We start from the raw sequence: 13,638 nt of genomic DNA on the forward strand, positions 1-13,638 counted from the left end.
CCGCGCTCGGCGCCGCTTCACTGCAGCCGCAACCGCAGCGCCTTGCTCGCGACGATCACGGGGCTGGATTCGGCGGCGGGACGGCAGGGGCAACCAAAACAGCAATCGCGTGTGATGGTCTGGCTTGCGCGGACTTCAGAGCTTGCGTGCGTTGCGGCGCTTGGCTGAGGGTTCGGGGCGGGTTTCTTCGGGCGGCAATCCCACGTAACTGGCGCGCGGGCGGATCAGGCCGCCGGCGGCCTGCTGCTCCAGTGCATGCGCGAGCCAGCCGGCGACGCGGCCGGCGGCGAAGAGAATCAGCGCGGCTTGCGGGCCCAGTTCGTACACCTCGGCCAGCGCGGCCAGCGCCAGATCGGTGCTCGGTGCCTTGCCGCTGGCTTGTTGCGCGGCTTCGATGAGCGCCATCACCCGCGCATAGCCAGCGGCGCGCGGCCGCGCTTCGCCGAGCTTGCGCAGCAACAGCGCGGCACGCGGATCGCCTTGCGGATACAGGGGATGACCAAAGGCCGGCAGGCTCTCGCCGCGCTGCAGGCGCGTCAACACATGACGCTGCGCGGAGGCGGCGCTGCGCGCCTCGTGCAGGAAGGCGTAGGCGCGGGCGGTGGCGCCGCCGTGCTCGGGGCCGGATAGTGCGGCCAGGCCGGCGGCCACCGCCGCATGCAGGCTGGCGCCCGTGGAGGCAACCACGCGCGAGGCAAAGGCCGAGGCATTGAGTTCATGATCGGCACAGAGCAGCAGCGCGCAGCGCAGCAGCTCGGCGAGGCTGGCATCGCCGGGACGCCAGCTGTCGGCCAGCACCTGATGCGCGGGCCGCGCTTCCGGCGCGCAGCCGGCCAGCAGCGCGGTGGTCTGCCGCAGCAGGGCGGCGGCGCTTTCGCGGCGACGCGCCGGATCGGTGGACAGATCGCGCAGCGAGCTGAAGGCCAGCAGGGGCAGGGCGGCGGCGGTGCGGTCCAGGGCCGGCAGCTCGCGCTGCGCCAGCAGCGCGCGGACCGCCTGTGGCCAGGCTTCGGGCGCCGGCAGCGCGAAGGGATCGTGCTCGCCGCAGTCCCAGAGCAGACGCGCCACGTCTTCCAGGCTCTGGCCGCTGGCCACCAGCTCCGCCACGGCGCGGCCCCGGTAGTAATGACCTTCCGGACGGATCAGGCAGATGCGCGTCTCCAGCACCGGCAGGCCCCAGGCCAGGCTGTGCGCGGCGCCCTGCGCGGCGCTGCGCCCGGCGCCGCGGCGTTCGATGAGCCGCTCGATGTCCTGCGCCAGATACAGACGGCTGCGCGGTTCTTCGCCGGCGCGCGAATGCACATGGCCACGGCTGACGTAGGCGTAAAGCGTGGCCACGCTCACGCCCAGACGGGCGGCGGCCTCGCGGGCGCTGAGGTATTCGCTGCTGAGGGCGCCGTCGTCGGCAGGGGTGCTCATGCCCATATATTGACTGACACAATCAAGATTGATCAATAGGTGTCGCGGTGCCAGAGTATGCGCCCGCGATGGCGGCAGAGTGTGATCCGGGCCGCCCCCAAAACAGCTGAGAAATGCTTCGAGGAGCTTTCATGAGCACTGCAACATCCGCCGGCGCCCGTTTCCGCGCCGCGCTGGCCGCCGAAAAACCCCTGCAGGTCATCGGCGCCATCAACGCCAATCACGCCCTGCTGGCCCAGCGCGCCGGTTTCAAGGCCATTTATCTCTCCGGCGGCGGTGTCGCGGCTGGCAGCCTGGGTCTGCCGGACCTGGGCATCAACACCATGGATGATGTGCTCACCGACACGCGCCGCATCACCGATGTCTGCGATCTGCCGCTGCTGGTGGACATCGATACCGGCTTCGGTCCCTCGGCCTTCAACATCGAGCGCACCATCAAGAGCCTGATCAAGGCCGGCGCCGCCGCCTGCCATATCGAAGACCAGGTGGGCGCCAAGCGCTGCGGTCATCGTCCCGGCAAGGAGATCGTCAGCCAGGGCGAGATGGTGGACCGCGTCAAGGCCGCCGCCGGCGCGCGCACCGATGACAACTTCTTCATCATCGCCCGCACCGACGCCATCCAGGCCGAAGGTGTGGAGGCCGCCATCGAGCGAAGCATCGCCTGCGTGGAAGCGGGTGCCGATGCGATCTTCGCCGAAGCCGCCTACGACCTGCCCACCTACAGGAAGTTTGTCGAAGCGGTGAAGGTGCCGGTGCTGGCCAACATCACCGAGTTCGGTGCCACGCCGCTGTTCACGCGCGAGGAACTGGCGTCCGTGGGCGTGGGCATCCAGCTCTATCCGCTCTCGGCTTTCCGCGCCGCCAACAAGGCCGCCGAAGCCGTCTACACTTCGATCCGCCAGAACGGCCATCAGAAAGACGTGCTCGAGATGATGCAGACGCGCGCCGAGCTGTACGACCGCATCGGCTATCACGCGTTCGAGAACAAGCTCGACGCGCTGTTCGCGGCCAAGAAGAAGTGATGCGAAGCATCATCCCCGCGCAGGCGGGGATCTTGCGCAGATTTGAACAGCAGTGAAATGAAACCTGGATTCCCGCTGCCACGGGAATGACAAAAGCAAACGGAGAGTCAACGATGAGCGAAGCAACGCCCGCCGCCACCGGCTTCAAGCCCAAGAAGTCCGTGGCCCTGTCCGGCACCGCCGCCGGCAACACCGCGCTGTGCACCGTCGGCCGCAGCGGCAACGATCTGCACTACCGTGGCTATGACATCCTCGATGTCGCCACCAGCTGCGAATTCGAAGAGATCGCGCATCTGCTGGTGCACGGCAAGCTGCCCACGGTGGCCGAACTGACCGCCTACAAGACCAAGCTCAAGTCGCTGCGCGGCCTGCCCGCCGCGGTGAAGAGCGCGCTGGAACAGCTGCCGCCTTCCGCGCACCCGATGGACGTGATGCGCACCGGCGTCTCCGTGCTCGGCTGCGTGAAGCCGGAGAAGGACGACCACAACCATCCGGGCGCGCGCGACATCGCCGACAAGCTGATGGCCTGCCTGGGTTCCATGCTGCTGTACTGGTATCACTTCGCCTACAACGGCAAGTGCATCGAGGTGGAGACGGACGACGACTCCATCGGCGGTCACTTCCTGCATCTGCTGCACGGCGAAAAGCCGCGTGACTCCTGGGTGCGCGCCATGCACACCTCGCTGATCCTCTACGCAGAGCACGAGTTCAACGCCTCCACCTTCACCTCGCGCGTGGTCGCGGGCACGGGTTCGGACATGTACTCGGCGATCTGCGGCGGCATCGGCGCGCTGCGCGGCCCCAAGCACGGCGGCGCCAACGAAGTGGCCTTCGAAATCCAGAAGCGCTACGACAATCCGGATGAGGCCGAGGCCGACATCCGCGCCCGCGTCGAGAAGAAGGAGGTGGTGATCGGCTTCGGTCACCCCGTGTACACCGTCGCCGATCCGCGCAACAAGGTGATCAAGCAGGTGGCGCATGATCTCTCGGCCGAGCAGAGCAACATGAAGATGTACAACATCGCCGAGCGTCTGGAATCGGTGATGTGGGAAATCAAGAAGATGTTCCCGAACCTCGACTGGTTCAGCGCGGTGAGCTACCACATGATGGGCGTGCCCACCGACATGTTCACGCCGCTGTTCGTCATCGCCCGCACCAGCGGCTGGAGCGCGCACATCATCGAGCAGCGCATCGACGGCAAGATCATCCGTCCGTCCGCGAACTATGTGGGTCCCGAAGACCAGAAGTTCGTGCCGATCAAGGATCGCAAGTAAGCAGTCGCGCAAGCAGCCCCTCTCCCGGCGCTACGCGCCACCCTCTCCCGCAAGGGGAGAGGGTTCAACAGCAGCTCTCTCCTTGTGGGAGAGCCGCTGGGAATGGAGGGAACCCGCCAGCACCCCGGTAAACCGACATGACCAACACCGCCTTCCGCAAGAACCTTCCGGGCACCCAGCTCGACTACTTTGATGCCCGCGCCGCCGTCGAGGCCATCCAGCCCGGCGCCTGGGACCAGCTGCCGTACACCGCCCGCGTGCATGCCGAGAACATCGTGCGCAAGGCCGATAGCGCCAAGATCAATGACTATCTCGCGCAGCTGGTATTCCGCAAGCGCGAGCTGGACTTCCCCTGGTTCCCCGCGCGCGTGGTCTGCCACGACATCCTCGGCCAGACCGCGCTGGTGGACCTTGCCGGTCTGCGCGATGCCATCGCCAAGGAAGGCGGCGATCCGGCGGCGGTGAATCCGGTGGTGCCGGTGCAGCTGATCGTCGATCACTCGCTGGCCGTGGAGTACGGCGGTTTCGAGAAGGACGCCTTCGCCAAGAACCGTGCGGTGGAAGACCGTCGCAATGACGACCGTTTCCACTTCATCAACTGGACCAAGCTCGCGTTCAAGAACGTGGACGTGATTCCGCCGGGCAACGGCATCATGCACCAGATCAATCTGGAGCGGATGAGCCCGGTGATCTACACGCAGGACGGCGTGGCCTTCCCCGACACCTGCGTGGGCACCGACTCGCACACCCCGCATGTCGATGCCCTGGGCGTGATCGCCATCGGCGTCGGCGGCCTGGAAGCCGAGAACGTGATGCTGGGCCGCGCCTCCTGGATGCGTCTGCCCGACATCGTCGGTGTGGAACTCTCCGGCAAGCCGCAGCCGGGCATCACCGCCACCGACGTGGTGCTGGCGCTGACCGAATTCCTGCGCAAGGAAAAGGTGGTGGGCGCGTATCTGGAATTCCGTGGCGAAGGCGCTGCCAGCCTGACCCTGGGCGACCGCGCCACCATCTCCAACATGGCGCCGGAGTACGGCGCCACGGCGGCGATGTTCTTCATCGACCAGAACACCATCGACTATCTCAAGCTCACCGGCCGCAGCGATGAGCAGGTGAAGCTGGTGGAAACCTATGCCAGGCACACCGGCCTGTGGGCCGATGCGCTGAACACCGCCGAGTACGAGCGCACGCTCAAGTTCGACCTGTCCAGCGTGGTGCGCAACATGGCCGGCCCCTCCAACCCGCACAAGCGTCTGCCGACCTCGGCACTGGCCGAGCGCGGCATCGCCGGCAATCTGGAGCAGGCGCGTGCGGAAGAAGCCAAGGGCCTGATGCCCGATGGCGCGGTGATCATCGCCGCCATCACCTCCTGCACCAACACCTCCAATCCGCGCAACGTGATTGCCGCCGGTGTGCTGGCGCGCAATGCCGTGGCCAAGGGGCTGGTGCGCAAGCCCTGGGTGAAGACCTCGCTGGCGCCCGGCTCCAAGACCGTGCAGCTGTATCTGGAAGAAGCCGGCCTGCTGCCGGACCTGCAGAAGCTGGGCTTCGACATCGTCGCCTTCGCCTGCACCACCTGCAACGGCATGTCCGGCGCGCTGGACCCCAAGATCCAGCAGGAGATCATCGACCGCGATCTGTATGCGACCGCCGTGCTCTCCGGCAACCGCAACTTCGACGGCCGCATCCATCCGTATGCCAAGCAGGCCTTCCTGGCCAGCCCGCCGCTGGTCATCGCCTACGCGATCGCCGGCACCGTGCGCTTCGACATCGAGAAGGACGTGCTGGGCCTGGACCAGGATGGCAAGCCGGTCACGCTCAAGGACATCTGGCCGAAGGACGAGGAGATCGACGCGATCATCGCCAAGAGCGTGAAGCCGGAGATGTTCCGCAAGGTCTACGACCCGATGTTCACCTTCGCCGCGAACACGCAGAAGGTGAGCCCGCTGTACAACTGGCGTCCGCAGAGCACTTACATCCGCCGTCCGCCGTACTGGGACACGGAAGGCCAGGGCGCGCTCGCCGCGCGTCCGCGCACGCTCAAGGCCATGCGCCCGCTGGCGGTGCTGGGCGACAACATCACCACCGACCATCTCTCGCCGTCCAATGCCATTCTCGGCAACAGCGCGGCGGGCGAGTACCTGCACAAGATGGGTCTGCCGGAAGAGGACTACAACTCCTATGCCACGCATCGCGGCGACCATCTCACCGCGCAGCGCGCCACCTTCGCCAATCCCACCCTGCTCAACGAGATGTGCGTGGATGCCGAAGGCAAGGTGAAGAAGGGTTCGCTGGCGCGCATCGAGCCGGAAGGCAAGACCGTGCGCATGTGGGAAGCCATCGAGACCTACATGGATCGTGGCCAGCCGCTGATCATCATCGCCGGCGCCGACTACGGCCAGGGCAGCTCGCGTGACTGGGCCGCCAAGGGCGTGCGCCTCGCCGGCGTGGAAGCCATCGTCGCCGAAGGCTTCGAGCGCATCCACCGCACCAATCTGATCGGCATGGGCGTGCTGCCCCTGGAGTTCAAGGCGGGCGAAACGCGCAAGACCTATGGCATCGACGGCACCGAAACCTTCGACGTGCTCGGCGAACTCACGCCGCGCGCCAATCTGAAGGTGGTGGTGAACCGCAAGGACGGCAGCAAGGTGGAAATCCCCGTCACCTGCCGCCTCGACACCGCCGAAGAGGTGTCGGTCTACCAGGCCGGCGGCGTGCTGCAGCGCTTCGCACAGGACTTCCTCGAGTCCAACAAGGCGGCGTAAGGCCGCGCGGATTCGCATTATCGACGTCACTCTTCGGGGCGGTACGGCAACGTGCCGCCCCTTGTTTTTTTGGAGCTGAAAACCATGGCCCACGTAGCCCAAGTCAAAATCCCCGCCACCTACATGCGCGGCGGCACCAGCAAAGGTGTGTTCTTCAAGCTCGATGATCTGCCCGAGCGTTGCCGCGTGCCGGGTGAGGCGCGCGACAAGCTGCTGCTGCGCGTGATCGGCTCGCCGGATCCTTACGGCGCGCAGATCGACGGCATGGGCGGCGCCACCTCGTCCACCTCCAAGACCGTGATCCTGTCCAGGAGCGAGAAGCCCGATCACGATGTGGATTACCGTTTCGGCCAGGTCTCCATCGACAAGGCCTTCGTGGACTGGTCCGGCAACTGCGGCAATCTCACCGCTGCTGTCGGCTCCTTCGCCATCAACAACGGCCTGGTGGACCCGGCGCGCGTCCCGCAGAACGGCGTCTGCGTGGTGCGCATCTGGCAGACGCAGATCCAGAAAACCATCATCGCCCATGTGCCCATTACCAATGGTGCGGTGCAGGAAACCGGCGACTTCGAACTCGACGGCGTGACCTTCCCGGCCGCCGAGGTGGTGATCGAGTTCCTCGACCCGGCCGAAGACGGCGACGAGGGCGGCTCCATGTTCCCCACCGGCAATCTGGTGGACGATCTGGAAGTGCCCGGCATCGGCACCCTGAAGGCCACCATGATCAACGCCGGCATCCCCACGGTGTTCGTCAACGCCGCCGAGATCGGCTACACCGGCACCGAGCTGCGCGAGGCCATCAACACCAAGCCCGAGGCTCTGGCGTTCTTTGAGACCATCCGCGCCTACGGTGCCCTGCGCATGGGCCTGATCAAGGACATCGCCGAAGCCGCCAAGCGCCAGCACACGCCCAAGGTCGCCTTCGTGGCGCCACCGGCGGATTACGTTTCTTCCAGCGGCAAGCAGATCAAGGCCGGCGAGATCGACCTGAACGTGCGCGCCCTGTCCATGGGCAAGCTGCACCACGCCATGATGGGCACGGCGGCGGTGGCCATCGGCACGGCGGCGGCGATTCCGGGCACTCTGGTGAACCTGGCGGCCGGCGGCGGCGCGCGCGAGGCGGTGCGTTTCGGCCACCCCTCCGGCACCCTGCGGGTGGGCGCGGCGGCAGCCCAGGAGAAGGGCCAGTGGGTGGTGAAGAAGGCGATCATGAGCCGCTCGGCGCGGGTGCTGATGAGCGGGTTTGTGCACGTGCCGGGTGACGCCTTCTAGGCGTAACATCCGAATCGAGGATTGCGTTTCCGTCGCCCCCCAACACACCCGACGTCCATAAAACCGATATGAGCACAAAAACGCCCACGATCACCTACACCCTGACCGACGAAGCCCCGCTGCTGGCCACCTACTCGCTGCTGCCCATCGTGCAGGCCTTCACCGCGCCGGCCGGCATCAAGATCGAGACCAGCGACATCTCCCTGGCCGCACGCATCCTGGGCGAGTTCCCCGAGTTCCTGACCGAGCAGCAGCGCATCCCGGACAACCTCGCCGCGCTGGGCAAGCTGACCCTGCAGCCCGAGGCCAACATCATCAAGCTGCCCAACATCAGCGCCTCGGTGGCCCAGCTCAAGGCCGCGATCAAGGAGCTGCAGGGCAAGGGCTACAAGCTGCCGGACTACCCGGAGAACCCGCAGAGCGACGAGGAAAAGGCGCTCAAGGTCCGCTACTCCAAGTGCACGGGCTCGGCAGTGAACCCGGTGCTGCGCGAAGGCAATTCCGACCGCCGCGCGCCCAAGGCGGTGAAGGACTACGCGCGCAAGCATCCGCACAGCATGGCGGAGTGGAGCCCGGCCTCGCGCACCCACGTCTCGCACATGCACCACGGCGACTTCTATCACGGTGAGAAGTCGCTGACGCTGGACAAGGCGCGCAACGTGAAGATGGAGCTGATCACCAAGAGCGGCAAGAACATCGTCCTCAAGCCGAAGGTCGCGCTGCAGGCGCTGGAAGTGATCGATTCGATGTTCATGAGCAAGAAGGCGCTGCTGGCCTTCTATGAGCAGCAGATCGAAGACGCGCGCAAGACCGGCGTGATGTTCTCGCTGCATGTGAAGGCCACCATGATGAAGGTGAGCCATCCCATCGTCTTCGGCCACTGCGTGAAGATTTTCTACAAGGACGCCTTCGAGAAGCACGGCGCGCTGTTCAAGCAGCTGGGCGTCAACGTCAACAACGGCATGGTGGATCTGTACAACAAGATCGCCACGCTGCCGGACTCGCAGCAGGACGAGATCAAGCGCGATCTGCACGCCTGCCACGAGCACCGTCCGGAACTGGCGATGGTGGATTCCGCCAAGGGCATCACCAACTTCCATTCGCCCAATGATGTGATCGTGGACGCCTCGATGCCGGCCATGATCCGCGCCGGCGGCAAGATGTACGGCGCCGATGGCCGCCTCAAGGACGTGAAGGCGGTGATGCCGGAGTCCACCTTCGCGCGCATCTATCAGGAGATGATCAACTTCTGCAAAACCCACGGCGCCTTCGATCCCAAGACCATGGGCACGGTGCCGAACGTGGGCCTGATGGCCCAGCAGGCCGAGGAATACGGCTCGCACGACAAGACCTTCGAGATCCCCGAAGACGGCGTGGCCAACATCACCGATCTGGAAACCGGCGAGGTGCTGCTCTCGCAGAACGTGGAAGAAGGCGACATCTGGCGCATGTGCCAGGTCAAGGACGCCGCGATCCGCGACTGGGTCAAGCTCGCCGTGACGCGTGCCCGCCAGTCCGGCATGCCGGCGGTGTTCTGGCTCGATCCCTATCGCCCGCATGAGCACGAGCTGATCCAGAAGGTCGTGAAGTACGTGCAGGACTACGACATCAAGGGCCTGAAGATCGAGATCATGTCGCAGGTGCGCGCCATGCGTTACACGCTGGAGCGCGTGATCCGCGGGCAGGACACCATCAGCGTCACCGGCAACATCCTGCGCGACTACCTCACCGACCTGTTCCCGATCATGGAGCTGGGCACCAGCGCCAAGATGCTGTCCATCGTGCCGTTGATGGCCGGTGGCGGCATGTACGAAACCGGCGCCGGCGGTTCGGCGCCCAAGCACGTGCAGCAGCTGGTGGAGGAAAACCATCTGCGCTGGGATTCGCTGGGTGAATACCTGGCCCTGGCCGTGAGCCTGGAAGACCTCGGCCTCAAGACCGGCAATGCCAAGGCCACGCTGCTGGCCAAGACGCTGGACGCCGCCACCGGCAAGCTGCTCGACAACGACAAGAACCCGTCGCGCAGCACCGGCAAGCTCGACAACCGCGGCAGCTCCTTCTACCTGGCCCTGTACTGGGCGCAGGCCCTGGCCGAGCAGGACGAGGACGCCGAGCTCAAGCAGCGCTTTGCGCCGCTGGCCAAGACCCTGGCCGAGCAGGAGAAGGCCATCGTCGACGAGCTGACTGCGGTGCAGGGCAAGGCCGTGGACATCGGCGGCTACTACCTGCCGGACAGCGCCAAGCTCAATGCGGTGATGCGCCCGAGCCAGGTGCTCAACGCGGCGCTGGCTTCGATTTGAGAAGCGCGGCGCGCTGATAAAAGCAGCCCGGGGCCGCCAGGCCCCGGGCTTTTTGTTTTGCACGCTCCCCATCTGCGACGAGCCTGCGGTGAATCTGGAAGACAGCCGGCAGGCCGATCTGCAGAGCCTGGCCAGCACACCGGCCTTCCAGCAGGACGGCCTGCCGATCATCACCTTCGACCAAGCCCGGCATCAGCAGCCGCCCTGCCGCTTTGCTCGGCGCTGCTTGCCGGACCTCAAGCCGAGACCTGGGTGAGTCGCTGCAGCAGCGCGGCGGTGCCGGCCCACACGTCCTGCCAGGTGATCTCAAAGCCGCGGGCGTCGCCGAAGTAAGGATCGGCCACCGCCTCGCCGCGACGCGCGTCGAGATGATCCAGCAGCAGGCTCAGCTCGGCACGCGCGCCTTCGGGTTTCAGTGCCTGCAGCGCGGCGAGATTGCTGTGGTCCATGGCGACGATGTGGCTGTAGCGCGCGAAGTCCGCGCGCTGCACCTGACGTGCGCGATAGCCGCTGATGTCCACGCCGTGACGCAGGGCCACGGCCTGCGCGCGATGATCGGGCGGCTTGCCGATGTGCCAGTCGCCGGTGCCGGCGGAATCCACTTCCAGCGCCAGACTCGCCGCCTGCAGATGCGCGCGGAACGCAGCCTCGGCCAGCGGTGAGCGGCAGATGTTGCCGAGGCAGACGAAGAGGATGGCGGTGTGTGGCGGCATGCGTGGCTTCCGTGTCGGATCGTGCGCTGCGGATTATCGCGTGAATTGACGCCTTCTCCCGGCCCGTCGGAGGAAAGGGAATTCCTGACGAAGCCCTCACTTCATAAGGGTGTGCAGCACGGCTCTGCGCCATGCCTGGGCAGCCACGCCAGCCGGCCTCTGTCAAAGACCTGCAACCCAGGCTTCATAAGCTCCGCGCTTCACTTTCGGGGATATGAAACCATGAATCAGTCGGACGAAGCCGGCGTGGATCGCAGGCGTCGGCAGTTGCTCGCGGGACTCGCGGCGACGGCGGGTTTGTCGGCCTGTGGCAGCAGCGAGGCGCCGGGCACGGTCAGCATCAAGTCGCTGCCGCTGCCGGCGGATTCGGGCATCGATCACATCGTGGTGGTGATGATGGAGAACCGCTCCTTCGATCATTACCTGGGCTGGGTGCCGGGCGCCAACGGCCGGCAGGCGAATCTCGGCTACCAGGACAGCGAAGGACAGACGCAGCGCAGCCATCATCTGCAGGACTACCAGAACTGTGCGCTGGCCGATCCGGATCACAGCTACGAAGCCGGCCGCCGGCATTTCAACAACGGTCAGTGCGACGGCTTTCTGCTCACGCAGCCGGCGGGCGATCTGTTCCCCATCGGTTACTACACGGCCGACGATCTGCCCTTCTACAAGGGTCTGGTGGAGCACTGGACGGTCTGCGACCGCTACCACACCGGTCTGATGGGGCCCACGTATCCGAACCGTCTGTACATGCACGCCGGGCAGACCGATCGCCTGGAGAACACCGAGGCGCTGTTCAAGCAGCCCACGGTCTGGGATGCGCTCAAGAGCGTGAACGCCGAGGGCCGCTACTATCACAGCGACGCGGCGGGCTATGCCTTCGTCTCGGTGCTGCTCGCCGGCCACAATCCCGGCGCGGCCAACATCCTGCCGCTGTCGCGCTTCATGAGCGATGCTGCCAGCGGCAATCTGCCGGACGTGGCCTTCGTCGATCCGGCCATGCTCAATGAAGAGAAAGGCACCTCCAATGACGATCATCCGCTGGCCGACATCCGCGCCGGCCAGGTGTTCCTGAATTCCATCTACGAGGCCCTGCGCACCAGCCCGCAGTGGAGCAAGACGCTGTTGATCATCAACTACGATGAGTGGGGCGGTTTCTTCGATCACGTGCCGCCGCCGATCGCGCCGGTGGGCTACGAGGAGTTCAAGGCCACCGGCAACGATGGCCGGCTGGGCTTTCGCGTGCCCTGCTTCGCCATCGGTCCGCGCGCGCGGCGCGGCTACATCGAGTCGCGACAGCTGGACCCGAATTCCATCCTCAATCTGATCGCCTGGCGTTTCGGCTTTGCGCCGCTGGGCGCACGTGGCGCCAGCTCGATGAACTTTGCGCAGGTGCTGGATCTGGAATCCGCGCCCCGCCTCGATGCGCCGGTTTTCGACGTGCCCGATGATCCTTCCTACGGCACGGCCTGTGCGGCGCAGCTCTCGCAGGCAGCCAAGCGCCTGGATGCCGCGCGTCTGGCCGAGGTGGAGCGTCGGCATCGCGAACATCGCGCGGAATGGCAGAGCCTGGTGCAGCTGGCGCTTGACGCCGGCCACGGCCCTGTCGCAACGTGAATCGAAACATTCGGGGCCTTGCGATGAAGTCTTGGGTCTGGCGCCTGACGGCGCTGTTGGCGATGGTGCTGCTGGCGGCCTGTGGCAACAGCACGCAGCCGCAGGCGGAAAGCATCGGTCATGTGTTCCTGATCGTGCTCGAAAACAAGAGCTACGACTTGAGCTTCGGCTCCGACACCGCTGCGCCGTATCTGGGCAAGACCCTGCCGGCGCAGGGTCTGCTGCTGGAAAACTACTACGCCACCAGCCACGCCAGTCTGGGCAATTACGTTTCGCTGATCAGCGGCCAGGGTGCCAATGCGCAGACGCAGGCGGACTGTCCGGTGTTCACGTACAGCTTCAATCTGGGCATCGACAGCGATGGGCAGATTCGCGGCAGTTCCTGCCTGTATCCGGTCACCGTGCCCAATCTGGCGGATCAGCTGCGCGCCGCCGGCCTTTCCTGGAAGGCCTATCAGGAAGACATGGGCAATGATCCGTCCCGCTACGATCCGGCGCTGGCCGCCAGCAGCGCGCGGCCCTATGGTCCGCGCCGCTGCGGGCATGCCGCGGTGGGCGAGCAGGATCACACGCAGGCGGCCACCGCCACGGATCAGTACGCCATGCGCCACAACCCCTTCATGTACTTTCGCAGCGTGATCGATGATCAGGCTTACTGCGATGAGCATGTGGTGAATCTGGCCGATGCCTTCGCGCAGGATCTGAAATCCGTAGACCGCACGCCGGCTTTCAGCTTCATCACGCCCAATCTCTGCAGCGATGGTCACGATGCCAACTGCGCCGACGGCAGCGTCGGCGGACTCACCGGCATCGATCGTTTCCTGAGTGAGTGGGTGCCGAAGATTCTGGCCTCGCCTGCGTTCCAGAAAGACGGGCTGCTGATCATCACCTACGATGAGTCTTCGAATCAGGTCAGCAATCCGGCGGATGCCGAGGCCTGCTGCGGCGAAAGCGGCACGGCCTATCAGCTCCTGCTGCAGCCCGGCATCGTCGGGCCCGGCGGTGGGCGCGTGGGTGCGGTGCTGATCTCGCCCTTCATCAAGGCCGGCTCGGTCTCCACGCGTCGCTACAACCATTACTCGCTGCTGCGCAGTGTGGAAGAGATTTTTGGTCTGGCGTATCTGGGGCACGCCAAGGACGGCGATGTCGCCAACGCGGTATCCAGCTGCGATGACGGCCAGCAGCCCTGCGGTTTTGGCGCGGATGTCTACACCGCGCGGACGCCGAAGTTGCCGGCGCGTCCGGCCGGCTGAGGC

General features: G+C 65.7%; 10 protein-coding genes. 8 read left to right on the forward strand and 2 right to left on the reverse strand.

The genetic code is table 11. From position 1 onward, the window contains the following. Nucleotides 1–135: 135 nt before the first annotated feature. Nucleotides 136–1,419 carry a citrate synthase gene (locus BMY12_RS17165; protein WP_093289100.1) on the reverse strand — a complete coding sequence of 428 codons (1,284 nt, stop codon included), beginning with the start codon at nucleotides 1,417–1,419 and terminating at the stop codon, nucleotides 136–138. A 131-nt stretch (nucleotides 1,420–1,550) separates the two neighbouring features. On the opposite strand from BMY12_RS17165, the gene prpB reads away from it, so the two are divergent. The 6 genes from prpB (at nucleotide 1,551) to BMY12_RS20390 (ending at nucleotide 10,308) form a co-directional block, all read left to right on the forward strand. Beyond that, on the forward strand, nucleotides 1,551–2,441 hold the full coding sequence (gene prpB, locus BMY12_RS17170) for a methylisocitrate lyase (protein ID WP_093288974.1): 891 nt from the start codon (nucleotides 1,551–1,553) through the stop codon (nucleotides 2,439–2,441). Nucleotides 2,442–2,554: 113 nt separating this feature from the next. Next, nucleotides 2,555–3,715: a bifunctional 2-methylcitrate synthase/citrate synthase gene (gene prpC, locus BMY12_RS17175; protein ID WP_093288975.1), complete on the forward strand. Its 1,161-nt coding sequence runs from the start codon at nucleotides 2,555–2,557 to the stop codon at nucleotides 3,713–3,715. A gap of 137 nt (nucleotides 3,716–3,852) precedes the next feature. Further along, a complete protein-coding gene (gene acnD / locus BMY12_RS17180) occupies nucleotides 3,853–6,480 on the forward strand; it encodes a Fe/S-dependent 2-methylisocitrate dehydratase AcnD (protein WP_093288977.1) in 2,628 nt (875 codons plus the stop codon). 84 nt (nucleotides 6,481–6,564) lie between these two features. Then, nucleotides 6,565–7,752, forward strand: a complete 1,188-nt coding sequence (gene prpF, locus BMY12_RS17185) for a 2-methylaconitate cis-trans isomerase PrpF (protein WP_093289101.1) — start codon at nucleotides 6,565–6,567, stop codon at nucleotides 7,750–7,752. Nucleotides 7,753–7,820: 68 nt separating this feature from the next. Next, nucleotides 7,821–10,052, forward strand: a complete 2,232-nt coding sequence (locus BMY12_RS17190) for an NADP-dependent isocitrate dehydrogenase (RefSeq protein WP_093288979.1) — start codon at nucleotides 7,821–7,823, stop codon at nucleotides 10,050–10,052. Nucleotides 10,053–10,140: 88 nt separating this feature from the next. Further along, a complete protein-coding gene (locus BMY12_RS20390; protein WP_177189051.1) occupies nucleotides 10,141–10,308 on the forward strand; it encodes a hypothetical protein in 168 nt (55 codons plus the stop codon). Here the strand turns inward: BMY12_RS20390 and BMY12_RS17195 are convergent. Next, entirely contained in the window at nucleotides 10,289–10,765 is a 477-nt protein-coding gene (locus tag BMY12_RS17195) for a low molecular weight protein-tyrosine-phosphatase (protein WP_093288980.1), read from the reverse strand. The genes BMY12_RS20390 and BMY12_RS17195 overlap by 20 nt on opposite strands. A 222-nt stretch (nucleotides 10,766–10,987) precedes the next feature. Here BMY12_RS17195 and BMY12_RS17200 point away from each other — a divergent pair, with 222 nt between their 5' ends. Next, the gene (locus tag BMY12_RS17200) at nucleotides 10,988–12,382 is read left to right on the forward strand and encodes an alkaline phosphatase family protein (RefSeq protein ID WP_093288982.1); all 1,395 of its coding nucleotides are present in this window, start codon (nucleotides 10,988–10,990) and stop codon (nucleotides 12,380–12,382) included. Between the two features lie 23 nt (nucleotides 12,383–12,405). Beyond that, nucleotides 12,406–13,635 (forward strand): alkaline phosphatase family protein, encoded by a 1,230-nt coding sequence (locus BMY12_RS17205; RefSeq protein ID WP_093288983.1) that lies wholly within the window; start codon nucleotides 12,406–12,408, stop codon nucleotides 13,633–13,635. Nucleotides 13,636–13,638 lie beyond the last annotated feature (3 nt).

The sequence above is a fragment of the Solimonas aquatica genome (genome assembly GCF_900111015.1).
GTDB classification, from domain to species: Bacteria; Pseudomonadota; Gammaproteobacteria; order Nevskiales; family Nevskiaceae; genus Solimonas; species Solimonas aquatica.